The organism is Pseudomonas sp. 10(2024) (assembly GCF_045164175.1).
GTDB lineage: Bacteria > Pseudomonadota > Gammaproteobacteria > Pseudomonadales > Pseudomonadaceae > Aquipseudomonas > Aquipseudomonas alloputida.
On sequence record NZ_CP174006.1, the window covers coordinates 4,445,878 to 4,468,067 of the forward strand.

Below are 22,190 nucleotides of genomic sequence, written 5' to 3' on the forward strand. Positions count from 1 at the left end.
TGCGGGCAACCGGTGTTCTCGTTATAAGTCAGGGCACTTTTTTCGCAACAAGCCGTCTATGCAGACCATGAGCCCAAACCACACATCCGACACCGCCTCCGTGTTCCAGCTCAAGGGCAGCATGCTCGCCATTACGGTACTGGAACTGGCACGCAATGACCTTGAAGCCCTCGACCGCCAGTTGGCGGCCAAAGTCGCCCAGGCCCCGAACTTCTTCAGCAATACACCGCTGGTGCTGGCGCTGGACAAGCTGCCGGCCGACGAAGGGGCGGTCGACCTGCCCGGCTTGATGCGAATCTGCCGCCACCACGGCCTGCGTACCCTGGCCATCCGCGCCAACCGCATCGAGGACATCGCCGCCGCCATCGCCATCGACCTGCCGGTGCTGCCGCCGTCAGGGGCCCGCGAACGGCCGCTGGAGCCCGAGCCCGAGGTGGTCAAAAAGCCCGAACCGGCCCCGGCGCCACCACCGCCCCCCGAACCCGAGGTGCGCCCGACCCGCATCATTACTTCGCCAGTACGCGGTGGCCAACAGATCTATGCTCAGGGAGGTGATCTGGTTGTGACGGCTTCGGTCAGCCCAGGTGCGGAACTTCTGGCCGATGGCAACATCCATGTGTACGGCGCCATGCGCGGCCGCGCCCTGGCTGGCATCAAAGGCAACACCAAGGCGCGTATCTTCTGCCAGCAGATGACCGCCGAAATGGTCTCGATCGCCGGCCAGTACAAAGTCTGCGAAGACCTGCGCCGGGATCCACTGTGGGGGACCAGCGTGCAAGTCAGCCTGTCTGGTGACGTGTTGAACATCACCCGTCTTTAACGGATACTTGCCAGCATTTTTAGAGCAACTTTTTTACCGTTGCCTTTATTTCGCTATTTCAGTTTTTTGCAGGGACAAGTGTCCCGACTATTTTTAGGGGTGAAACACCTTGGCCAAGATTCTCGTGGTTACTTCCGGCAAGGGGGGTGTGGGCAAGACCACTACCAGCGCCGCCATTGGTACCGGCCTCGCACTGCGCGGCCACAAGACCGTCATTGTCGACTTCGACGTGGGCCTGCGTAACCTCGACCTGATCATGGGCTGCGAACGCCGCGTGGTGTACGACTTCGTCAACGTGGTCAACGGCGAAGCCAACCTGCAACAGGCCCTGATCAAGGACAAGCGCCTCGAGAACCTGTACGTGCTGGCCGCCAGCCAGACCCGTGACAAGGACGCGCTGACTCAGGAAGGCGTGGAAAAGGTACTGATGGACCTGAAGAAGGACTTCGAGTACGTCATCTGCGACTCGCCGGCCGGTATCGAAAAAGGTGCTCACCTGGCCATGTACTTCGCTGACGAAGCCATCGTGGTGACCAACCCGGAAGTTTCGTCGGTACGTGACTCCGACCGCATGCTGGGCATTCTGTCGAGCAAGTCGCGCCGCTCCGAAAACGGCGAAGAGCCGATCAAGGAGCATCTGCTGATCACCCGCTACCACCCGGAGCGCGTCGTCAAAGGCGAGATGCTGAGCGTGGCCGACGTGGAAGAAATCCTGTCGATCAAGCTCAAGGGTGTGATCCCGGAATCGCAGGCCGTCCTCAAGGCGTCCAACCAAGGTATCCCGGTCATTCTCGATGACCAGAGCGATGCCGGCCAGGCCTACAGTGATGCGGTCGACCGCCTGCTGGGCAAAGAGAAGCCGATGCGCTTCATCGATGTACAGAAGAAGGGATTCTTCGAGCGCATTTTCGGGAGCAAATAAACCATGAACCTTTTTGACTTCTTTCGTGGCAGACAGAAACAGACCAGCGCGTCGGTAGCGAAAGAGCGTCTACAGATCATCGTGGCGCACGAGCGCGGCCAACGCAGCGAACCGGACTACCTGCCCGCGCTGCAGAAAGAACTGCTGGAAGTGATCCGTAAATATGTGAACATCGGCAACGATGATGTGCATATCGAGCTGGAAAACCAGGGCAGCTGCTCGATTCTGGAGCTGAACATCACCCTGCCGGATCGCTGATCCGCGTAGTCGACAATTTGGGGCTGCCTTGCAGCCCTTCGCGGGCAAGCCCGCTCCTACAGGGGAACGCATATCCTTTGTAGGAGCGGGCTTGCCCGCGAAGGGCCGCAAAGCGGCCCCAGCGTTTACTGCTATTTTCGTGAGACCTGCAATGCCGCTGTCGAATGTCCAGATCCTCTTCGAAGACGCCGCCATCCTGGTGATCAACAAACCGACCCTGCTGCTGTCGGTACCTGGCCGTGCCGAGGACAACAAGGACTGCCTGATCACCCGTCTGCAGGAAAACGGCTACCCCGATGCGCTGATCGTGCACCGTCTGGACTGGGAAACCTCCGGCATCATCCTGCTGGCCCGCGATGCCGACAGCCACCGCGAGCTGTCGCGCCAGTTCCACGACCGTGAAACCGAAAAAGCCTACACCGCACTGTGCTGGGGCCAGCCGGCGCTGGACAGCGGCAGCATCGACCTGCCGCTGCGCTACGACCCACCGACCAAACCACGGCATGTGGTGGACCACGAGCAGGGCAAGCACGCCCTGACCTTCTGGCGTATCGTCGAGCGCTGCGGCGATCACTGTCGGGTGGAGCTGACGCCGATTACCGGGCGTTCGCACCAGCTGCGCGTGCACATGCTGTCGATCGGGCACCCGCTGCTGGGTGATCGCCTGTACGCCAACCCGCAAGCCCTGGCGGCCCATGAGCGGCTGTGCCTGCATGCCTCGATGCTGAGCTTTACCCACCCGGTGTCCGGGCAGCGGTTGAAGTTCGAGTGCCCGGCACCGTTCTGATTTTGCAGGGCCTGTAACGGCCTCTTCGCGGCTAAAGCCGCTCCTACAAGGACCGCACTGCGCTCAGGGCTGTGCAATACCTGTGGGAGCGGCGTTAGCTGCGAAGATGCAGACACAAATTGTCGACATTCTGCGTTAAACTCGCGCCACTGCTGTCTGGAGTGAGCTATGCGCGACGCACTGAATACCGGCCTCATCGAATTTCTCAAGGCCTCCCCCACGCCCTTCCATGCCACCGCCAGCCTGGTCCAGCGCCTTGAGGCGGCCGGCTACAAGCGCCTGGACGAGCGCGACAGTTGGGACCCTGAGGCTGGCTGCCGCTACTACGTCACCCGCAACGATTCTTCAATCATCGCCATCAAACTGGGCAAGCAGTCGCCGCTGCTCAATGGCATCCGCATGGTCGGCGCCCACACTGACAGCCCGTGCTTGCGGGTCAAGCCTCAGCCCGAGCTGCAGCGCCAGGGCTTCCTGCAACTGGGCGTGGAAGTGTATGGCGGCGCGTTGCTGGCACCCTGGTTCGACCGCGACCTGTCGCTGGCCGGCCGCGTCACCTACCGCCGTGACGGCAAGGTCGAAAGCCAGCTGATCGACTTCAAGCTGCCAATCGCGATCATCCCCAACCTGGCGATCCACCTGAACCGCACCGCCAACGAAGGCTGGGCGATCAACCCGCAGAACGAACTGCCCCCCATCCTCGCCCAAGTGGCCGGTGACGAACGCATCGACTTCCGCGCCCTGCTCACCGAGCAACTGGCCCGCGAGCATGAGCTGATCGCCGACGTGGTGCTGGACTACGAGCTGAGCTTCTATGACACGCAGGACGCCGCGCTGATCGGTCTGAATGGCGACTTCATCGCCGGCGCCCGCCTGGACAACCTGCTGTCGTGCTACGCCGGTTTGCAGGCCCTGCTGGCCGCCGACAGCGACGAGACCTGTGTGCTGGTGTGCAACGACCACGAAGAAGTCGGCAGTTGCTCGGCCTGCGGTGCCGATGGCCCGATGCTGGAGCAGACCCTGCAGCGCCTGCTGCCCGATGGCGACACCTACGTGCGCACCGTCCAGCGCTCGCTGATGGTATCGGCCGACAATGCCCACGGCGTGCACCCCAACTACGCCGACAAGCATGACGGCAACCACGGGCCGAAGCTCAACGCCGGGCCCGTGATCAAAGTGAACAACAACCAGCGCTACGCCACCAACAGCGAGACGGCCGGGTTCTTCCGCCACTTGTGCATGGCCGAGGAAGTACCGGTGCAGAGCTTTGTGGTGCGCAGCGACATGGGCTGTGGCTCGACCATCGGGCCGATCACCGCCAGCCACCTGGGTGTGCGCACGGTGGATATCGGTTTGCCGACCTTTGCCATGCACTCCATTCGCGAGCTGTGTGGCAGCCATGACCTGGCGCACCTGGTGAAGGTACTGACCGCGTTCTACCGTAGCCGCGAGCTGCCTTGATGTAAGCAGGTGCGGCCTGTTCGCGGCGGTTCGACGCCGCGAACAGGCCGAGCCTGCTCAAACGTGCTCAAGGTCAATCACGCCTCGTTTGCCAAGCGCTATGCTTGTTACATGGCCCCACTGCAAAAGGATTGCTGTCCATGTCCCCGTTCCTGTCACTGTTCGTACCGGTGTTCCTGTTCCTGATGCTGCTGACCATCGGCTTCAGCATGCGCGAACGCAACATCGGTGTACTGATGATGTGGATCGGCACCTTGGGTATATTCGGCCTCACCTGCTGGAAGATCCTCGAGAAACTGCCGACATAAACCTCTACACTCGGTCAATCGTTTGACCTGAGGTAGATTTGCCAGTGCCTGCCCTCCTGCGTTACCTGTTCCTGTTGCTCTTGCTTTTCATTGCCCCGGTACAAGCGGCGGGCTTGCCTGGCCTGCTGGGCGGCAGTGCGCCCGCGCAACCAGAGGCCACCGAGCCGCTGGGCAAGTCGCTGGACGAGGTGATCAAGAACCTCGAAAACGACCAGCAACGGGCCAAGCTGCTGGCCGACCTGAAAAAACTGCGCGACGCCACCCGGCAATCGCAACCCAGCGTTGAACAGGGCGTACTCGGCCTGATCGGCGGTGCCCTGCATGACTTTGAAAAACAGTTCAGCGGCGATGCCAGCCCATTCCACCGCTGGGCCGCGGAAATCGAACAGGCCCAGGCCGAACTGGCGGAACTGGTGGTGCCCGTGCACCAGTGGCCGGCGATCCTGTTCGGTTTTGCTGCAGTGATTGCCGTGTGGAGCGTGCTGGCCTATGCCTTCAACTGGGTCGGCCATCGGGTCCGCCTGCGCTTTGGCCTGAGCGAGGAACTGCCACAGCACCCGCGGACCTGGGACCTGGTGCGCTTTGCCTTGCGCAAGCTCGGCCCCTGGTTGGTAGCACTGGTGTTCACGGTGTACCTGAGTTTCGTGCTGCCGCCATCACTGGGTAAATCCCTGGCCATGGTGCTGGCCTACGCACTGGTGGTCGGCACCTGCTTTTCGGCCATTTGCGTCATCGCCTTTTCCTTGCTGGACGGCCCACACCGCCACCGCGCCCTGCACATCCTGCGGCGCCAGGCGTTTCGCCCGTTGTGGCTGATTGGCAGCTTCGCCGCGTTTGGCGAGGCGATGAGCGATCCACGCATGCTGGTTGCCCTCGGTACCCACCTGGCCCACACCCTGGCTACCTTGGCCAATGTGATTGCGGCACTGTGTACCGGGCTGTTCATCCTGCGCTTCCGCCGGCCGATCGCCCACCTGATCCGCAATCAGCCACTGTCGCGACGCCTGACCCGACGTACCCTCAGCGATACCATCGAGATCCTCGGCAGCTTCTGGTTCATTCCGGCGCTGATCCTGGTGGCCATTTCGCTGTTCGCCACCTTCGTCTCCGCCGGCGACACCAGCACCGCCCTGCGCCAGTCGCTGATGTGCACCGTGCTGGTGGTGGTGTGCATGGTGCTCAACGGTCTGGTGCGCCGCCATGCCGCCAACCCCAAGCGGGCCAGCAAGCGCCAGGCGGTGTACACCGAACGCCTGCGCAACTTTGGCTACCTGCTGGTGCACCTGTTCATCTGGCTGGTGTTCATCGAGTTGGGCCTGCGCGTGTGGGGCGTGTCAATGATCAGCTTCGCCGAGGGCGACGGCCATGACATCAGCCTGCGCCTGCTGGGCCTGGCCGGCACGCTGATCGTGGCCTGGCTGGTGTGGATCCTTGCCGACACCGCCGTACACCATGCCCTGGTGCGCTCGCGCCGGGGGCTGGCCAACGCCCGTGCGCAAACCATGATGCCGTTGATTCGCAACGTGATGTTCGTGGTCATCTTCATCATCGCGGTCATCGTCGCCCTGGCCAACATGGGCATGAACGTCACCCCACTGCTGGCCGGTGCCGGTGTGATCGGCCTGGCCATCGGTTTTGGCGCGCAGTCGCTGGTGGCCGACCTGATCACCGGCCTGTTCATCATCATCGAAGATTCGCTGGCCATCGACGATTACGTGGATGTCGGCGGCCACCTGGGCACGGTGGAAGGGTTGACCATTCGTACCGTGCGCCTGCGCGACATCGACGGCATTGTGCATACCATCCCGTTCAGCGAAATCAAGAGCATCAAGAACTACTCGCGGGAGTTCGGCTACGCGATCTTCCGCGTGGCAATCCCGCACAGCATGAACATCGACCAGGCGATCTCGCTGGTTCGCGAAGTGGGGCAGAAGCTGCGCAACGACCCGCTGATGCGCCGCAATATCTGGTCGCCGCTGGAGCTACAGGGGGTGGAGAGCTTCGAGTCAGGGTCGGCGATCTTGCGGGCGCGGTTCAAGACCGCGCCGATCAAGCAGTGGGAGGTGTCGCGGGCGTTCAACCTGGCCTTGAAGCGGCAGCTGGATGAAGCCGGGCTGGACCTGGCGACGCCGCGGTTGTCGGTGCAGGTGGTGACAGCCGGTGGGGGTGGAATGACCGAGGCCGGCTCGTAGGAGCGGGTTTACCCGCGAAGAAGGCAACACATCATCCAGCCTGGGCACGAATGCGGATCGCATCATGCCGCCAATACTCGAGGTCACAGTCGATCAAGTGCCCATGCTGGTCGCTGTTGACCCGGGTAATGTGCAACCCCGGGCTGCCCGCCGACACTTTCAAAGCGCTTGCTGCCTCCACCGGCAACGCTGTCGGCAGGATCTCGAAGCACACCTGCCCGTACTCGATGCCATACACCCGCCCATAAATCTCGGTCAGTGACTGCGCCAGGTCGTGTTCGAGAATGCCTGGAAAGTACCGGGGGTTGAGGTAATGCTCGGCATACAGCACCGCCCGCCCGTCAATCCGCCGTAACCGGCAGACGCGCACCACACTGGACAACGCCGGCAGCTGCAAGCGTGCACAGATGGCCGCCGAAGCCGGCTGCAGCCTCGCCGACAGCAGTTCGGTACTGGCCACCCGCCCCTGATCGCGCACCATGGCATGGAAGTGGCTGCGCTCGATCAGGTCGTAGGTCAAGCGCTGCGGCGCAACGAACCAGCCTCGGCGCTCTTCGCGGTAGATCAAGCCTTGGGCCTCCAGCTGCACCAATGCCTCGCGCAGGGTAATGCGCGTGGTGTCGAACACCTCGCTGAGCCGCCGCTCGGCCGGCAGCTTGCCGCCCGGCGCCAGCAGGCCATGCTCGATCTGCTCCTGCAGGGCATGGCAGATGGCTGTTACCGCACGCGGGGGCATCGACTGCATCGAAAGGTTACCTATCTGGACTAGTCCAGCCCCATCACAGGGCAGGTTGAGAATAGTGCAAGCCTAGGCAGGGCTGATGAACATCCTGTGACAAAGCTTGAGCCAGCCACTGCCAGAAACGCGCCAAGCCAGCAGAACCGGGGCGATTACCTGGTCTACGCTGTAGCTTCAGGGCCCTTGCCGGCCCCCTCCCTACATCAAACTGTCACGCAAGCGGCCTACCTTGGCTCAAGGTTTGCTGACCTAGACCAAAGGTGCCAGTCAAAGGCTTGCAACGGCTTTACCCAGAACAACGATCGCAAAGGCACCCACCCAAAGGAGCTTCGGATGAAAAAGTTCTTCATGGCGTCACTGCTTGGTTCGGCCATCGCGTTGTGCACCACGGCCATGGCCGCCAGCACTGACCTCAAGGCCCTGGAAGACGCCGCCCGCAAGGAAGGCACTGTCAACAGCGTGGGCATGCCCGACGCCTGGGCCAACTGGAAAGGCACCTGGGAAGACCTGGCCAGCAAGTACGGCCTCAAGCACAGCGACACCGACATGAGCTCGGCCCAGGAACTGGCCAAGTTCGAAGCCGAGAAGGACAACGCCAGCGCCGACATCGGTGACGTGGGTGCCGCCTTCGGCCCGATCGCGGTGACCAAGGGCGTCAGCCAGCCTTACAAGCCAAGCACCTGGGACCAGGTGCCGGAATGGGCCAAGGACAAGGACGGCCACTGGGCGCTGGCCTATACCGGCACCATCGCTTTCATCATCAACAAGGACCTGGTCAAGGAAGAGGAACGGCCGAAAACCTGGCATGACCTGGAAAAAGGCAAGTACAAGGTCGCCATCGGTGACGTCGGCACCGCCGCCCAGGCCGCCAACGGTGTGCTGGCTGCGGCCATCGCCTACAAGGGTGACGAAACCAACGTGGCGCCGGGCCTGCAGCTGTTCACCAAGCTGGCGCAGCAGAAGCGCCTGTCACTGGCCAACCCGACCATCCAGACCCTGGAAAAGGGCGAAGTGGAAGTTGGCGTGGTGTGGGACTTCAACGGTCTGAGCTACCGTGAACAGATCGACCCCAAGCGTTTTGAAGTGCTGATCCCCTCGGACGGCTCGGTGATTTCCGGCTATACCACGGTCATCAACAAGTACGCCAAGCACCCCAACGCGGCCAAGCTGACCCGTGAATACATCTTCAGCGACGCCGGGCAGATCAACCTGGCCAAGGGCCATGCGCGGCCGATCCGGGCCGAGCACCTGAAGCTGCCGGCGGATGTGCAGGCCAAGCTGCTGCCCAACGACCAGTACGCTGCCGCCCAGCCGATCAAGAATGCCGAAGCCTGGGAAGCCACCTCGAAGAAACTGCCGCAGATGTGGCAGGAGCAGGTGATCATCGAGATGGAGTAAGGGGCTGGGCTTTGTAGTGCCTGATCCGGCCCTTTCGCGGGTAAACCCGCTCCTACACAGGGATACGCGATACATGTAGGAGCGGGTTTACCCGCGAAGATGCCAACGCGGTTCATGACTGGAGAAAACATGCAACACAACGTCATCCTGGTCCTGCTCGACGGCCTCAACTACCAGGTCGCTCACCATGCGATGGGCCACCTGCACGCCTACGTCGAAGCCGACCGCGCCGCGCTGTACCGCGTGGAATGCGAGCTGCCATCGCTGTCGCGGCCGCTGTACGAATGCATCCTCACCGGCGTGCCACCGATCGACAGCGGCATCGTGCACAACAACATCAACCGCCTGTCCAACCAACGCAGCGTGTTTCACTACGCCCGCGAGGCCAACCTGGGCACCGCGGCGGCGGCCTATCACTGGATGAGCGAGCTGTACAACCGCTCGCCCTTCGATCCGCAGCGCGATCGCCATACCCACGCGCCGAAACTGCCGATCCAGCACGGGCTGTTCTACTGGGACGACCGTTACCCCGATTCGCACCTTCTGGCCGATGGCGAGTACCTGCGCCGCCGCCACGCGCCCAACTTCCTGCTGGTGCATCCCATGAGCGTTGACGACGTGGGTCACCGCCACGGCCTGGACAGCAGCCAGTATCGCAACGCTGCGCGCAGCGTCGACATCCTGCTGGCCGACTACCTGCCCGGCTGGCTCGAAGAGGGCTACCAGGTGTTGGTCACCGCCGACCACGGCATGAACAACGACCGCTCGCACAACGGCCTGCTGGCGGAAGAACGTGAAGTGCCGCTGTTCGTCTTCGGCGATGCCTTCAGCCTGGACCCGGCCGCCAAACCGCTGCAGACCGAACTGTGCGGCACCATCTGCGAGCTGCTGGGCGCCGCGCACGACAAGACGGTTTGCCGGGAGTTGCTGAAGTGAATGGCGGCATACGTGGCCGCTACCTGGCCCTGCTCTGCCTGCTGCCGTTCGCCGTGTTCTTCGTCATTTTCCAGGTCGCCCCGCTGGCCTGGGTGGCGATCAACAGCCTGCAATCGGAGGCCGGCTGGGGCATCGACAACTTCAGCAAGGTGTTCGCCTCCAAGTTCTACCTGCAGGCGTTGCAACGCAGCCTGGAAATCAGCTTCTGGTCGAGCGTGTTCGGCATCGTCATCGCTACCCTCGGCGCCTATTCACTGCGCCAGGTGGACTCGAAGCTGCGCGACTTCGTCAGCGCCTTCGCCAACATGACCAGCAACTTTGCCGGCGTACCGCTGGCCTTTGCCTTCATCATCCTGCTTGGCTTCAACGGCGCACTGACCCTGCTGCTGAAGCAGGTCGGCCTGCTGGAAGACTTCAGTATCTATTCCAAAAGCGGGTTGATCCTGGTGTACACCTACTTCCAGATCCCGCTGGGCGTCTTGCTGCTGTACCCCGCCTTCGACGCCCTGCGCGAAGACTGGCGCGAGTCAGCCGCGCTGCTGGGCGCCAACCACTGGCAGTTCTGGCGACACATCGGCCTGCCGGTGCTGGCCCCGGCACTGCTGGGCACCTTCGTCATCCTGCTGGCCAACGCCCTGGGCGCCTACGCCACCGTGTACGCACTGACCACCGGCAACTTCAACGTACTGCCGATCCGCATCGCTGGCCTGGTGGCGGGCGATATCAGCCTCGATCCGAACCTGGCCAGCGCCCTGGCGATGGTGCTGGTGGGGCTGATGACGCTGGTCACGGTGGTGCATCAATGGCTGCTGAAAAGGAGCTACCATGCGCGCTGACATCCGCTCCGGCGGCTGGTACCACCGCCTCGTGGTCTACCTGCTGTTCCTGATCCTGCTGCTGCCCCTGGCCGGCACCCTGCTCTACTCGCTGGCCACCAGCTGGTCGGCGAGCCTGCTGCCCAGTGGCCTGACCCTGAAGTGGTATGCGGCGCTGTGGAGCGAGCCACGTTTCCTCGCCGCGTTCGGCCAGTCGCTGCTGGTGTGCGTAGGCGCACTGCTGCTGTCGGTGGTGCTGATCTTGCCACTGCTGTTCGTGGTGCATTACCACTTCCCGCGGCTCGACGCGCTGATGAACATCCTCATCCTGCTGCCTTTCGCGGTCCCGCCGGTAGTGTCGTCGGTGGGGCTGCTGCAGCTGTATGGCAGCGGGCCGATAGCCATGGTCGGCACACCGTGGATCCTGATCGGCTGCTACTTCACCATCGCCCTGCCGTTCATGTACCGGGCCATCACCAACAACCTGCAGGCCATCAACCTGCGCGACCTGATGGACGCCGCCCAGCTGCTCGGCGCCAGCACCTGGCAGGCCGCACTGCTGGTGGTGCTGCCGAACCTGCGCCAGGGCCTGATGGTGGCAGTGCTGCTGTCGTTCTCGTTCCTGTTCGGCGAATTCGTGTTTGCCAACCTGCTGGTCGGCACCCGCTACGAGACCCTGCAGGTGTACCTGAACAACATGCGCAACAGCAGCGGCCACTTCAACAGCGCGCTGGTCATCTCCTACTTCGCCTTCGTGCTGGTACTGACCTGGGTCGCCAACCGCCTGAACAAGGACAAGACCTGACATGAGCTTCGTCAGCGTACAGAAACTGCAGAAAAGCTACGCCGGCAGCCCGGTGTTCGAACGCATCGACTGCCACATCGAACGCGGCGAATTCGTCACCCTGCTCGGCCCGTCCGGCTGCGGCAAGTCCACCCTGCTGCGCTGCATTGCCGGACTGACCTCGGTGGACAGCGGGCAGATACTGCTCGACGGCCACGACATCGTGCCGCTAAGCCCGCAAAAGCGTGGCATCGGCATGGTGTTCCAGAGCTACGCGCTGTTCCCTAACATGACCGTGGAGCAGAATGTCGCCTTCGGCCTGCGCATGCAGAAGGTCAAGGCCGACGAAAGCCAGCTGCGGGTACGCGAGGTGCTGGAGCTGGTGGAGCTGGGCAAGTTCGCCGGGCGCTACCCGCACCAGCTTTCCGGCGGCCAGTGCCAGCGCGTGGCCCTGGCACGCTCACTGGTCACCCGCCCGCGCCTGCTGCTGCTCGACGAACCGTTGTCGGCGCTGGATGCGCGTATCCGCAAGCACCTGCGCGAGCAGATCCGCGCCATCCAGCGCGAACTGGGGCTGACCACCATCTTCGTCACTCACGATCAGGAGGAAGCGCTGACCATGTCCGACCGCATCTTCCTGATGAACCAGGGGCGCATCGTCCAGAGCGGCGATGCCGAAACCCTCTACACCGCCCCCGTAGACCTGTTTGCCGCCGGTTTCATCGGCAACTACAACCTGCTCGACGCCGACAGCGCCAGCCGCCTGCTGCAGCGCCCGGTGGCCAGCCGCCTGGCGATCCGCCCGGAGTCGATCACCCTTGGCGAGCACGGCGAGCTGGACGCCGAGGTGCGCAGCCACAGCCTGCTGGGCAACGTGATCCGCTACCGGGTGCGGGTGCGCGAAGTGGAGCTGGTGGTCGATGTGCTCAACCGCTCGCCGGCCGACTTGCATGCGGACGGAAAACGGGTAAGCGTGTCGATCGACCCCACTGCGCTGCGGGAAGTGGCTTAAGGAGACTCAACACAATGGCACTGGCAATTTTCGATCTGGACGAAACCCTGATCCACGGCGACTGCGCATCACTGTGGAGCGAGCAGATGGCCCGGCTGGGCTGGGTCGACGGCAAGGATTTCCTGCGCCGCGACCATGAACTGATGGAAGCCTATGGCAGGGGCCACCTGCAGATGGAGGACTACATGGCCTTCAGCCTGGAGCCGATTGCCGGGCGCACCCTGGAAGAAGTCGAGCACCTGGTGACACCGTGGGTCGAAGAAGTGATCGAACCGATCATCTACGGCGACGCCTGCCGCTGCATTGCCGAGCACCGCAAGCGTGGAGATCGCATTTTGATCATTTCCGCTTCGGGTACGCACCTGGTCGGGCCGATTGCCGCGAGACTGGGCGTGGATGAGTACCTGGCCATCGAGCTGGAGGCAGTGAACGGGGTGTACACCGGCAAGACCCACGGGGTGCTGACCTATCGTGAGGGCAAGATCACCCGGTTGCTGGAGTGGCTGGATCAGGAGCAGGAAAACCTGGAGGGCGCGAGTTTCTATTCCGATTCGAGGAATGACTTGCCGTTGTTGTTGAGAGTGGATCACCCGCATGTGGTGAACCCGGACGCGGTGTTGCGCGAGCATGCCGAGATCAATGGGTGGCCGATTCTGAGCTGGAGCTGAAGGTTTTTATGGGCTGTGCCGGCCCCTTCGCGGGTAAACCCGCTCCTACATCGCACAGTGTTCAAATTATGGCGATCCCGATGTAGGAGCGGGTTTACCCGCGAAGGGGCCAGGCCTGCTTACACCAGGCTAGGGTCGATCACCATCACCAGCTTGCCCGACACCTGGTTGGTCTCCAGCTCGGCATACGCCGCCTGGGCAAACTCCACCGGGTAGGTATCGACCAGCTGCGGCGACAACCGCCCCTCGGCGAACAGCGGCCATACTTGCTGCTGCAGTTCGCGCAGCAGCTCGGCCTTGAAGCCGTCATCACGGTTGCGCAGGGTGGAACCGGTAATTTCCAGACGCTTGCCCAGCACCTGGGCCAGGTCCAGCTCGAACTTGCGTCCGCCCATCAGGCCGATGATCACCCAGCGCCCGTCACGGGCCAACAGCTTGAGGTTCAGCTCACCGTAGCTGGCGCCCACCGGGTCGAGAATCACATCGAACGGGCCGAAACCTTCCAGCTCGTCCAGGTTCTCGTTACGTACCACCCCCCCCGCAGCGCCCAGCGCCTGGCAGTAGGCCAGGCGGTCCTGAGAACCGACGCTGACCCATACCGGGCTGCCGAACGCCTTGCACAGCTGGATGGCGGCCGAGCCAACGCCACTGGCGCCGGCGTGCACCAGCACCTTCTCGCCAGCCTTCACTGCCCCGAGCTGGAAGATGTTCAGCCAGGCGGTGGCATACACCTCCGGCAACGCTGCCGCCTCATGCAGGCCAAGGCCTTCGGGTACCGGCAATACGTGACGGGCATCGACCACCACTTCCTCGGCCATGGCGCCGCTGGCCAGCAGGGCGCAAACGCGGTCACCCACGCGCCAGGCGGCACCAGCCCCCACCTCTTCAACCACCCCGGAACACTCCAGCCCCATGTATGGGCTGGCACCTGGTGGTGGCGGGTACAAACCTTTCATCTGCAGCAGATCGGCGCGGTTCAGCCCCGCAGCGGCCACGCGAATGCGCACTTGGCCCGCGTCACAGGTCGGGCGTTCGGCCTCGACCCACTCCACATGTCCGTCAACGCCTTGCAATGCCTTCACAGTGCCTCCATAGTTGAATCATGACTGGGCCTGAGGTCGCTTACCTCAGGCCTTTTGCAGTATTTGCCCGGCTCCATGGAACCGGCAACGGAAAAGACGGCCTACTATGCGTGATCAATTGCCTCCACGTCGAATCAGCATGAAGCATTTCCTTCCAAGCACCGCACTGGCTGTGATGATCGGCCTGGGCAGCCTCACGCTCGGCGGCAATGCGGCGGCCGCCAACAAGTGGGACAGCCTGCAGCCGGACCGCGACGAGATCGTCGCCAGCCTCAACGTGGTGGAATTGCTCAAGCGCCACCACTACAGCAAGCCGCCCCTGGACGATGCCCGTTCGGTCATTATCTACGACAGCTACATCAAGCTGCTGGACCCGGCGCGCAGCTACTTTACCGCTGCCGACATTGCCGAATTCGATAAATGGAAAACGCAATTCGACGATTTCCTTAAGAGCGGCAACCTGGACCCGGGCTTCACCATCTACAAGCGCTACCTCGACCGCGTCAAGCAACGCCTGGACTTCGCCCTGGCCGAGCTGAACAAGGGTGTGGACAAGATTGACTTCACCACCAGGGAAACCTTGCTGATCGACCGCAAGGACGCGCCGTGGATGAAGAACCAGGCCGAGCTCGACGACTTGTGGCGCAAACGCGTCAAAGACGAAGTGCTGCGCCAGAAGATCGCCGGCAAGGAACCCAAGCAGATCCAGGAAACCCTGATCAAGCGCTACAAGAACCAGCTCACGCGCCTGGACCAGACCCGTGCCGAGGACATCTTCCAGGCCTACATCAACACCTTCGCCCAGTCCTACGACCCACACACCAACTACCTGTCGCCGGACAACGCCGAAAACTTCGACATCAACATGAGCCTGTCGCTCGAAGGCATTGGTGCAGTGCTGCAAAGCGACAACGACCAGGTCAAGATCGTGCGCCTGGTGCCAGCAGGCCCGGCAGCCAAGACCAAGCAGGTGGCCCCGGCTGACAAGATCATCGGCGTGGCCCAGGGCAACAAGGAAATGGTCGACGTGGTGGGCTGGCGCCTGGATGAAGTGGTCAAGCTGATCCGTGGCCCGAAAGGCTCGGTGGTGCGCCTGGAAATCATCCCGGCCAGCAATGCGCCTAGCGACCAGACCAGCAAGATTGTGTCGATCACCCGTGAAGCGGTGAAGCTTGAAGAACAGGCGGCGAAGAAGTCGGTGCTCAAGCTCAAGCAGGACGGGCGTGACTACAAGCTGGGCATCATCGAGATCCCGGCCTTCTACCTGGACTTCAAGGCCTACCGCGCTGGCGACCCCGAGTACAAGAGCACCACGCGTGACGTGAAGAAGTTGCTCACCGAACTGCAGAAAGAGAAAGTCGACGGCGTGGTCATCGACCTGCGCAACAACGGCGGCGGCTCGCTGCAGGAAGCCACCGAGCTGACCAGCCTGTTCATCGAGAAAGGCCCGACCGTGCTGGTGCGCAACAGCGATGGCCGCGTCGACGTGCTGGAAGACGAAAACCCGGGGGCCTTCTACAAGGGCCCGCTGGCACTGCTGGTCAACCGCCTGTCGGCCTCGGCATCGGAGATCTTCGCCGGTGCCATGCAGGACTACCACCGCGCGCTGATCATCGGTGGCCAGACCTTCGGCAAAGGCACCGTGCAGACCATCCAGCCGCTCAACCATGGCGAGCTGAAGCTGACCCTGGCCAAGTTCTACCGGGTTTCCGGGCAGAGTACCCAGCATCAGGGGGTGCTGCCGGACATCGACTACCCCTCGATCATCGACACCAAGGAAATCGGCGAGAGCGCCCTGCCAGAGGCCATGCCGTGGGACACCATCCGCCCGGTGGTCAAGCCTGCGGCCGATCCGTTCAGGCCGTTCCTGGCCCAGCTCAAGGCGCAACATGAGGCGCGCAGCGACAAGGATGCCGAGTTCACCTACATCCGCGACCGCCTGGCCCTCACCCAGAAGCTGATGAACGAGAAAACCGTCAGCCTCAACGAGCAGGAACGCCGCGCACGCCACGACAGCATCGAGAGCAAGCAACTGGCGCTGGAAAACACCCGCCGCAAGGCCAAGGGTGAAGAACCGCTGAAAGAGCTGAAGAAAGAGGACGAAGACGCTCTGCCGGTCGAGGATGAAAATACCAAGCCGGAAGACGATGCTTACCTCGCGGAAACCGGTCGCATCCTGATCGACTACCTCAGTGCCAGCACCAAGGTGGCCAAGAAGTAAGGCACCTCAGCAATGATGGCAGAATAATGTGACCTGTCATCAAACAGTCATCGTGCTGTCGTGAAATATGAGGGCCGGGCATGCAGATGCCCGGCCCTTACTTTTCAGGAATCCATCATGACCGTTGCCGAACAGCTCAGTGCCTTGAGTGCCATCCTGGCTCAGCGCAGTATTCACAGTCTGTTCCAGCCAATCATGTGCCTGAGTGAACATAGGGTATTCGGCCATGAGGCGCTGAGCCGTGGCCCGTCCAATAGCCCGCTGCATGCACCGCTCAACCTGTTTACCATCGCCCGCCAGGCCGGCCGCCTGACCGAGCTGGAGGCCGCTTGCCGAGAAAGCGCCTGCCGACGCTTCAGCGAGCAGCAACTGCAGGGCAAACTGTTTCTCAACATCTCACCTGAATCGCTGCTGGAGCCGCACTACCCCTCCGGCCTGACCCTGAAACTGCTCGAACAGGTTGGCCTGCCGCCCAGCCGGGTGGTGATCGAGTTGACCGAGCACACGCCCACCGACGACTTCCAGCTGCTGTCCAATGCCCTGCACCACTATCGCGACATGGGCTTCTCGATTGCCATCGACGACCTGGGCGCGGGCTATTCCAGCCTGCGCCTGTGGTCGGAGCTGCGCCCCGAGTACGTGAAGATCGACCGGCACTTCATTGATGGCATCCACCGTGACCCGCTCAAGCGCGAGTTTGTAGGCTCTATCTTGCAGATCGCCCGGGCATCGAAGGCACAGGTGATTGCCGAGGGCATCGAGCTGGCGGAAGAGCTGGCGGTGCTGGTGGAGATGGGCGTGGACCTGGTGCAGGGCTATTTGCTAGGGCGGCCACAGGAGATGGGGGTGCGCGACAGCGGGCTTTTACCAGCACTGACGCAGGTGCCACTGGCTGAACAACCGACAGTGCACTTGAATGCCACGATCGGGCAGCTGCTGGAGCTGTTTGGCCGATACCAGCACCTGGAGGCATTGGAAGTGGTGGATGCCGATGGCAGGGGGTGCGGGTTGATTCACAGGGATGCGCTGCCTGTGCCGGCCTATTCGCGGGTGAACCCGCTCCTACGGGGGCCTGTACCCAACCACCGATCCGGCGTAGGAGCGGGTTTACCCGCGAATACGGTAGCAGCGGCAACGGAGAACGACGGGTGGAAATTAGCCAGCAGGCCCTGCCCTTTCGCTCAGGGTCACCACCTGTAGCGAACAGGCTGGAACGGGCAACGCTTCAGGCCGTTTCGGGATAGCTGTACTCGAACACCCGAACCACCTCAGAGGCATGCCACGAGGCGGCCTCCATGCCATCGACCGGCCCGGTAAACCGCCCCAGGCGCTCGACGCACTCAAAGAAGCCTGTACGCGGCAAACGGCTGGCGCCTTGGCTGATCACCAGCGAACTGCGCAATGGCTGCTCGGCACGGGCATCCAGCACCGCCAGGTATTCCAGCGCGGCAGTCAGCGTCTGCATGGCCGGGCTGGGTAGCTGCAAGCGCTCGATCAGCGCTCGGTATGTCAGCAAGTGACGTTGACGACGGGCCAGGTCAAGCTCGCCCAACAGGTTATCCCAGTGCTGACGGCTGATCCTGACCTGGCTCATGATGGCTCGCTCCAGCCAGCCACCCCCAGATGCCAGGCCAGGGCGCGGCGGATGGCAGCATCTGGCTGGCGTTCACCCGATTCGATCATGGCCAGATACGCCGGGCTCACCCCGACATTGCGCGCCAGTTGCTCCGGGGCAATGCCCTTGGCCTGGCGAATCTGGGCGACTTCGCTGAAGGCTGGCAGGGGCGCGCTGGCAGTAACGCCCTGCGCCTCACTGGAAACCGCCTCGGCTGGTGCCTGCCCTGCAGCGCTGAGCAACGCCTGGTATTGCTCCCAGGGAACGACGGCGTACTCGGGTTGACCGTCCCGGCTGATGACCTGAATACCCATTACAAACCCCTTTAAAAAGGATTACAGCATGTAATCCGTAGGCATAACCCTTATGCCAATTATATTACCAACTCCGAGGTCTGTGCAGTTGAGGTGAGATTCAGGCCGGTTTCATTACTTGTTGCGCTCCAGCCGCAGCGCTTCCGGGGTAGCCGGCAGGCGCTCGACCACGCGCAGCCGTTCGGGTGCCTGGCTATCGCGCCAGGCCTTGAAGCGCGCCAACTCGTCGGCCACGGTTTTCAGCACCCAGCCGAGCACCGCGATGTCATCGAGGAAACCCACCCCCAGCAACCAGTCCGGGATGGCATCGATGGGGCTGACGAAATACAGCAGGCCAGCCACGACAGTGACCAGTGCCTTGGGGCTGATGGCGCGATACTCCCCCCTCCACCAGGCCAGGCACAGCGACTGCAGCAGCTTCACATCTTCACGCAGTTGGCCGAGGCGCGGGCCTTTGCGCGCCACCGCGAACAACAAGGCCGGCAAACGACCGCGGCTGAGCAGGCGCTCGGCCAATGGCAGGAAACGGGCAAAATTCCAGGGTGCGCTCATGGAGCCTCCGAGAGGAAAAGGTTATCCACATTTATTGTGGATAACCTTGTGAACAGGGCGACGTTTCCGACCCCAGGTGCCTGCCAGGCAAGGGGCCCGGTCAGATCGGGCGTTTTTTACACAGTCGTTTCACGCCATGACTACCTGCGCCGCAAACGATTTGCGTCAGAAACATCCTACTTCTTCACGCTGCATTTCCTCGGACAGTATCAGCTGTTGCAGGTTCGTCCAATCGGCACAAACGAAAACGCCCCAACCATGTGGGGCGTTTCCGACAACCAGCCAATGTTACTTGGCAGGTGCTTCTTCAGGGGCTTCGGCTTGCGGCTCGGCACCTTGCAACTGGGCCGGGTCCTTGATGGCAATCAGTTCCAGGTCGAACACCAGTACCGAGTTGGCCGGGATCAGAGGGCTTGGGCTTTGTGCGCCATAGGCCAGTTCAGCCGGGATGAACAACTTGTACTTCTCGCCGACGTGCATCAGCTGCAAACCTTCGACCCAACCTGGGATCACACCGCTGACCGGCAGGTCGATCGGGCTGCCACGCTCAACGGAGCTGTCGAATACCTTGCCATCGATCAGCTTGCCTTCGTAGTGGACAGTGACCACGTCAGTCGGTTTGGGCTGCGGGCCGTCGGCCTTCTTGACCACTTCGTACTGCAGGCCCGAGGCAGTGGTAACCACGCCTGGCTTCTTGGCGTTTTCTTCGAGGAATTTCTTGCCGGCGGAGGCGGCTTCTTCGCTGGCCTTGGCCAGGCGCTCCTCGGCGCGTTTCTGCAACGCGGTGAAAGCTTCTACCAGCTCTTCGTCCTTGATGCGTTGTTCTTTCTTGCTAACGGCGTCTTCGATGCCGAGGGCGACTGCTTTCGAATCAAGGTCTTCCATGCCTTCCTGAGCCAGGCTCTTGCCCATGTTCAGGCCGATACCGTAGGAGGCTTTCTGCGCCGGAGTCTTCAGCTCGGGGCTGCTGGCTTGTTGATCGCAGCCAGCCAGTACCAGGCCTACCAGGGCAACCGCAGCCGCCAAACGATGCTGTTTCATGCTATTTCCTTGTTCATGCGCCATGAGGGCAATCAGGGTAAAGCCGCGAGCTTATCAGGCGGCCATGACCAATGGCTACCGGCATAGGAGCGGGTTTTCGTAAGGAAGTTCAGTCATTAAAAGCTTCTTCATCGAAGCTTTACAGCCATTGGCCAGTATTGACCCTTTGTGCCTGGTTTGCCGATTTTTTGTGGCCTTTTATTTCTGCGGGTTCTGAGGAGGGAAACATCAGGCCAGGCAGCCCCCCCGGAACCTCAGGGATACCGACCCTCTCGATATTCCCCTGCCACCTCCCGCAGCACCTCACCCACCCACTGCCCCGGCAAACTCAACGGCAAGGCGGCATTGCGGCAAATCCCCACCGACCCTCCCGGCTCACGCACACCCAGGTCAAGCTCGACCAGTTCGCCACGGCGCAGGTCGAGCAGCACGGCATCACGCGGCGCCACCCACAGGCCATCGCTGCCCAGCAGGTAGCGCCGACTCAGGGCCAGCGACAGGGTTTCCAGGCGCTGCGCCGGCATCTGGATGCCGCATTGCACGAACAGGCTGTCGGCGTGCTGGCGGATGGTGGTGCCGGCCGGCGGCAGCACCAGCGGGTAACGCCCCACCTGCCCCCGCTCCACGGGCGTGCTGGCCAGCAGCGGGTGACCCGGGCGCACCACCAGGCTCATCGACTCGCTGTACAGGTGCTCGAACGACAGGCCCTGGATCTGTGGGCTGTCGGTCATGCGCCCGACCACCAGTTCCAGCTCCCCCAGGTGAAGTTGGCCAAGCAACTGCGCGCTGACCCCGGTGACCACGCTGATCACCAGCGCCTCATGGCGCTGATGCAGGCGGCACAGCACCTCGGGCATGAGCAGGCCTTCGACCGTGGACAGCACGCCAATGCGCACCTGCGACGGCGCCCGCGCTTCACCGCGCAGGCTGCTGACGCCATCACGCAGCGCCTGCACACTGGGCCCGGCGTAACGCATGAAGCGGGTGCCGGCCGGAGTCAGCTCGACACCCTGGCGGCTACGCTCGAACAGGCGCGCCTCGAGCAGGTCCTCAAGCTCCTTGAGGGTCTTGGAAATCGCCGGCTGGCTGATCGACAGGATATCGGCCGCCCTGGCCAGGCTGCCCTGCCGGGCAATCTCCAGGAAGCACAGCAAGTGGCGGTATTTGATACGGGTGTCCAGGTTCATGACAGCAAGCTTACCGCATCGCTACCTGCGGCGTATCCGGGTCGCGTTGCTGGCGGCGGAACTGGCCAGGTGGCAGGCCGTGGATCTGGCGGAAACGTCGGGAGAAGTAGGCTTCGTCGGCAAAGCCACAGAGCCGCGCCACCTCGCCCACCGGGCGGCTGCCGTTGAGCAGGTAGTTGCGTGCGGCGTGCATGCGCCGCTCCAGCACCAGCTCGCTGAAGGTCTTGCCGATTTCCTTGCGCAGCCAGTGGGTCAGGTAGGTCGGCGACAGGTAGGTGGCGGCGGCGACTTTCTGCAGGTTCAGATCGGGGTCGTCGATATGCCGGCGCAGGTAGTCGCTCATGCGGCCCAGCGCGGCGCGGCGGCTGAGCTGGGCCGCGTTGCTGTCGGCCAGTTCGCGCAGCGGCTCGGCATACAGGCCACAGACCTGGCCGATCAGCTGCAGCAACAGGCCTTTGAGGATTTCGCGGGTGCCGAAACGGCGGTTGGCATCCAGCGCACGCATGCGCTCGAGGGTTTGCCGTACCTCGGCAAAGTCCGGGTCACTCAGGTGGAAGTCGAGATGCTCCTGAAAGCGGAACGGCGACAGCTCCGGCGCCTGCAGGATCGACACTTCCTCCAGGTCCATCGGGTCGCAGGCCAGGTGCGGCAGCAGGAACGTCTGGGAGAAATTGATCACCACGAAGTCGCTGTCCTCCGGATGCGGGATCACATGCACCCGGTGCGGCAGGATGAAGGCCAGGGTGTTGCGTCTGAATGGGCGTTGCACGCTGCCGATGTGTTGCACCGTGTCGCCGCCGAGATTGACCTGGATCTGGAAGTACTCATGACGATGCGGCGCGGTCTCGGCGGGACGCCCGCGCTGATCGCGGATGTAGAAATCCATCAGCTCGCTGCGCTGCTGCATGACATAGGTCGGAACCTCGCGCTTGGGGGGCATAGGCAATCTCCGGGATACGGGCGCTTTAAGTTGTACGACGTCCAAACTCTGCAATTTAACCCCTTATGCAAAAACCTGCGCAACCGCAAATCCACGCAGCCCTCTGAGAATGCGCTATTCAGCCAATATTTCAGGCGAAAC

General features: G+C 62.6%; 23 protein-coding genes. 15 read left to right on the forward strand and 8 right to left on the reverse strand.

What is annotated here, in order from left to right; translation table 11 throughout:
- Positions 1–58 precede the first annotated feature (58 nt).
- The 7 genes from minC to ACI7M0_RS20120 all read left to right on the forward strand — a co-directional run bounded on the left by minC (position 59) and on the right by ACI7M0_RS20120 (position 6,745).
- Positions 59–820: a septum site-determining protein MinC gene (gene minC, locus ACI7M0_RS20090; RefSeq protein WP_020192896.1), complete on the forward strand. Its 762-nt coding sequence runs from the start codon at positions 59–61 to the stop codon at positions 818–820.
- A 109-nt stretch (positions 821–929) separates the two neighbouring features.
- Positions 930–1,742 carry a septum site-determining protein MinD gene (gene minD / locus ACI7M0_RS20095; RefSeq protein ID WP_003252574.1) on the forward strand — a complete coding sequence of 271 codons (813 nt, stop codon included), beginning with the start codon at positions 930–932 and terminating at the stop codon, positions 1,740–1,742.
- A gap of 3 nt (positions 1,743–1,745) precedes the next feature.
- Positions 1,746–2,000 carry a cell division topological specificity factor MinE gene (minE, locus tag ACI7M0_RS20100; RefSeq protein ID WP_003252572.1) on the forward strand — a complete coding sequence of 85 codons (255 nt, stop codon included), beginning with the start codon at positions 1,746–1,748 and terminating at the stop codon, positions 1,998–2,000.
- 151 nt (positions 2,001–2,151) lie between these two features.
- Positions 2,152–2,787, forward strand: coding sequence for an RluA family pseudouridine synthase (locus tag ACI7M0_RS20105; protein WP_019436776.1), 636 nt, complete (start codon positions 2,152–2,154; stop codon positions 2,785–2,787).
- 168 nt (positions 2,788–2,955) lie between these two features.
- A complete protein-coding gene (locus tag ACI7M0_RS20110) occupies positions 2,956–4,245 on the forward strand; it encodes a M18 family aminopeptidase (RefSeq protein ID WP_129932307.1) in 1,290 nt (429 codons plus the stop codon).
- A 140-nt stretch (positions 4,246–4,385) separates the two neighbouring features.
- Entirely contained in the window at positions 4,386–4,553 is a 168-nt protein-coding gene (locus tag ACI7M0_RS20115; RefSeq protein ID WP_016501052.1) for a hypothetical protein, read from the forward strand.
- 44 nt (positions 4,554–4,597) lie between these two features.
- A complete protein-coding gene (locus ACI7M0_RS20120; protein ID WP_049587301.1) occupies positions 4,598–6,745 on the forward strand; it encodes a mechanosensitive ion channel family protein in 2,148 nt (715 codons plus the stop codon).
- A 31-nt stretch (positions 6,746–6,776) separates the two neighbouring features.
- Here the strand turns inward: ACI7M0_RS20120 and ACI7M0_RS20125 are convergent, their stop codons facing one another.
- Positions 6,777–7,490 (reverse strand): UTRA domain-containing protein, encoded by a 714-nt coding sequence (locus tag ACI7M0_RS20125; protein ID WP_129933440.1) that lies wholly within the window; start codon positions 7,488–7,490, stop codon positions 6,777–6,779.
- Positions 7,491–7,817: 327 nt separating this feature from the next.
- Here ACI7M0_RS20125 and ACI7M0_RS20130 point away from each other — a divergent pair, with 327 nt between their 5' ends.
- The 6 genes from ACI7M0_RS20130 to ACI7M0_RS20155 all read left to right on the forward strand — a co-directional run bounded on the left by ACI7M0_RS20130 (position 7,818) and on the right by ACI7M0_RS20155 (position 13,097).
- Positions 7,818–8,882 (forward strand): ABC transporter substrate-binding protein, encoded by a 1,065-nt coding sequence (locus ACI7M0_RS20130; protein ID WP_129933442.1) that lies wholly within the window; start codon positions 7,818–7,820, stop codon positions 8,880–8,882.
- 129 nt (positions 8,883–9,011) lie between these two features.
- The gene (locus ACI7M0_RS20135; protein WP_003252558.1) at positions 9,012–9,818 is read left to right on the forward strand and encodes an alkaline phosphatase family protein; all 807 of its coding nucleotides are present in this window, start codon (positions 9,012–9,014) and stop codon (positions 9,816–9,818) included.
- Positions 9,815–10,654 (forward strand): ABC transporter permease subunit, encoded by an 840-nt coding sequence (locus tag ACI7M0_RS20140; RefSeq protein ID WP_129933444.1) that lies wholly within the window; start codon positions 9,815–9,817, stop codon positions 10,652–10,654. The genes ACI7M0_RS20135 and ACI7M0_RS20140 overlap by 4 nt, the downstream gene beginning before the upstream one ends.
- Positions 10,644–11,438 (forward strand): ABC transporter permease, encoded by a 795-nt coding sequence (locus ACI7M0_RS20145; protein ID WP_129933449.1) that lies wholly within the window; start codon positions 10,644–10,646, stop codon positions 11,436–11,438. Before ACI7M0_RS20140 ends, ACI7M0_RS20145 begins: the two co-directional genes overlap by 11 nt.
- 1 nt (position 11,439) lies before the next feature.
- A complete protein-coding gene (locus ACI7M0_RS20150) occupies positions 11,440–12,429 on the forward strand; it encodes an ABC transporter ATP-binding protein (RefSeq protein ID WP_010952771.1) in 990 nt (329 codons plus the stop codon).
- Between the two features lie 14 nt (positions 12,430–12,443).
- The gene (locus ACI7M0_RS20155) at positions 12,444–13,097 is read left to right on the forward strand and encodes an HAD family phosphatase (protein WP_064491333.1); all 654 of its coding nucleotides are present in this window, start codon (positions 12,444–12,446) and stop codon (positions 13,095–13,097) included.
- A 119-nt stretch (positions 13,098–13,216) separates the two neighbouring features.
- Here the strand turns inward: ACI7M0_RS20155 and ACI7M0_RS20160 are convergent, their stop codons facing one another.
- Positions 13,217–14,179, reverse strand: coding sequence for an NAD(P)H-quinone oxidoreductase (locus tag ACI7M0_RS20160; protein WP_014592061.1), 963 nt, complete (start codon positions 14,177–14,179; stop codon positions 13,217–13,219).
- Between the two features lie 139 nt (positions 14,180–14,318).
- Between ACI7M0_RS20160 and ACI7M0_RS20165 the strand changes: the two genes are divergently transcribed.
- Positions 14,319–16,400 (forward strand): carboxy terminal-processing peptidase, encoded by a 2,082-nt coding sequence (locus tag ACI7M0_RS20165; protein WP_162497229.1) that lies wholly within the window; start codon positions 14,319–14,321, stop codon positions 16,398–16,400.
- A 117-nt stretch (positions 16,401–16,517) separates the two neighbouring features.
- A complete protein-coding gene (locus ACI7M0_RS20170) occupies positions 16,518–17,600 on the forward strand; it encodes an EAL domain-containing protein (RefSeq protein WP_129933451.1) in 1,083 nt (360 codons plus the stop codon).
- A 25-nt stretch (positions 17,601–17,625) separates the two neighbouring features.
- Here ACI7M0_RS20170 and ACI7M0_RS20175 read toward each other — a convergent pair whose 3' ends face one another.
- From ACI7M0_RS20175 to ACI7M0_RS20200, 6 genes are all read right to left on the reverse strand, one after another.
- Positions 17,626–17,994, reverse strand: a complete 369-nt coding sequence (locus ACI7M0_RS20175) for a hypothetical protein (protein WP_003252539.1) — start codon at positions 17,992–17,994, stop codon at positions 17,626–17,628.
- The gene (locus ACI7M0_RS20180; protein ID WP_104962387.1) at positions 17,991–18,329 is read right to left on the reverse strand and encodes a multiprotein-bridging factor 1 family protein; all 339 of its coding nucleotides are present in this window, start codon (positions 18,327–18,329) and stop codon (positions 17,991–17,993) included. Before ACI7M0_RS20180 ends, ACI7M0_RS20175 begins: the two co-directional genes overlap by 4 nt.
- A gap of 114 nt (positions 18,330–18,443) precedes the next feature.
- On the reverse strand, positions 18,444–18,881 hold the full coding sequence (locus tag ACI7M0_RS20185; protein WP_010952766.1) for a YkvA family protein: 438 nt from the start codon (positions 18,879–18,881) through the stop codon (positions 18,444–18,446).
- A 288-nt stretch (positions 18,882–19,169) separates the two neighbouring features.
- Positions 19,170–19,922, reverse strand: coding sequence for an FKBP-type peptidyl-prolyl cis-trans isomerase (locus ACI7M0_RS20190; RefSeq protein WP_010952765.1), 753 nt, complete (start codon positions 19,920–19,922; stop codon positions 19,170–19,172).
- Positions 19,923–20,176: 254 nt separating this feature from the next.
- Positions 20,177–21,109 (reverse strand): pca operon transcription factor PcaQ, encoded by a 933-nt coding sequence (gene pcaQ / locus ACI7M0_RS20195; protein WP_010952764.1) that lies wholly within the window; start codon positions 21,107–21,109, stop codon positions 20,177–20,179.
- A 10-nt stretch (positions 21,110–21,119) separates the two neighbouring features.
- Positions 21,120–22,049 carry an AraC family transcriptional regulator gene (locus tag ACI7M0_RS20200; protein WP_129933453.1) on the reverse strand — a complete coding sequence of 310 codons (930 nt, stop codon included), beginning with the start codon at positions 22,047–22,049 and terminating at the stop codon, positions 21,120–21,122.
- Positions 22,050–22,190: the final 141 nt, after the last annotated feature.

Coding starts and splice junctions, on each gene's coding strand:
- minC (WP_020192896.1), top strand. CDS start 59: ATGCAGACCATGAGCCCAAACCACACATCCGACACCGCCTCCGTGTTC.
- minE (WP_003252572.1), top strand. CDS start 1,746: ATGAACCTTTTTGACTTCTTTCGTGGCAGACAGAAACAGACCAGCGCG.
- ACI7M0_RS20105 (WP_019436776.1), top strand. CDS start 2,152: ATGCCGCTGTCGAATGTCCAGATCCTCTTCGAAGACGCCGCCATCCTG.
- ACI7M0_RS20110 (WP_129932307.1), top strand. CDS start 2,956: ATGCGCGACGCACTGAATACCGGCCTCATCGAATTTCTCAAGGCCTCC.
- ACI7M0_RS20115 (WP_016501052.1), top strand. CDS start 4,386: ATGTCCCCGTTCCTGTCACTGTTCGTACCGGTGTTCCTGTTCCTGATG.
- ACI7M0_RS20125 (WP_129933440.1), bottom strand. CDS start 7,490: ATGCAGTCGATGCCCCCGCGTGCGGTAACAGCCATCTGCCATGCCCTG.
- ACI7M0_RS20130 (WP_129933442.1), top strand. CDS start 7,818: ATGAAAAAGTTCTTCATGGCGTCACTGCTTGGTTCGGCCATCGCGTTG.
- ACI7M0_RS20135 (WP_003252558.1), top strand. CDS start 9,012: ATGCAACACAACGTCATCCTGGTCCTGCTCGACGGCCTCAACTACCAG.
- ACI7M0_RS20145 (WP_129933449.1), top strand. CDS start 10,644: ATGCGCGCTGACATCCGCTCCGGCGGCTGGTACCACCGCCTCGTGGTC.
- ACI7M0_RS20150 (WP_010952771.1), top strand. CDS start 11,440: ATGAGCTTCGTCAGCGTACAGAAACTGCAGAAAAGCTACGCCGGCAGC.
- ACI7M0_RS20155 (WP_064491333.1), top strand. CDS start 12,444: ATGGCACTGGCAATTTTCGATCTGGACGAAACCCTGATCCACGGCGAC.
- ACI7M0_RS20165 (WP_162497229.1), top strand. CDS start 14,319: ATGAAGCATTTCCTTCCAAGCACCGCACTGGCTGTGATGATCGGCCTG.
- ACI7M0_RS20170 (WP_129933451.1), top strand. CDS start 16,518: ATGACCGTTGCCGAACAGCTCAGTGCCTTGAGTGCCATCCTGGCTCAG.
- ACI7M0_RS20175 (WP_003252539.1), bottom strand. CDS start 17,994: ATGAGCCAGGTCAGGATCAGCCGTCAGCACTGGGATAACCTGTTGGGC.
- ACI7M0_RS20180 (WP_104962387.1), bottom strand. CDS start 18,329: ATGGGTATTCAGGTCATCAGCCGGGACGGTCAACCCGAGTACGCCGTC.
- ACI7M0_RS20185 (WP_010952766.1), bottom strand. CDS start 18,881: ATGAGCGCACCCTGGAATTTTGCCCGTTTCCTGCCATTGGCCGAGCGC.
- ACI7M0_RS20190 (WP_010952765.1), bottom strand. CDS start 19,922: ATGAAACAGCATCGTTTGGCGGCTGCGGTTGCCCTGGTAGGCCTGGTA.
- pcaQ (WP_010952764.1), bottom strand. CDS start 21,109: ATGAACCTGGACACCCGTATCAAATACCGCCACTTGCTGTGCTTCCTG.
- ACI7M0_RS20200 (WP_129933453.1), bottom strand. CDS start 22,049: ATGCCCCCCAAGCGCGAGGTTCCGACCTATGTCATGCAGCAGCGCAGC.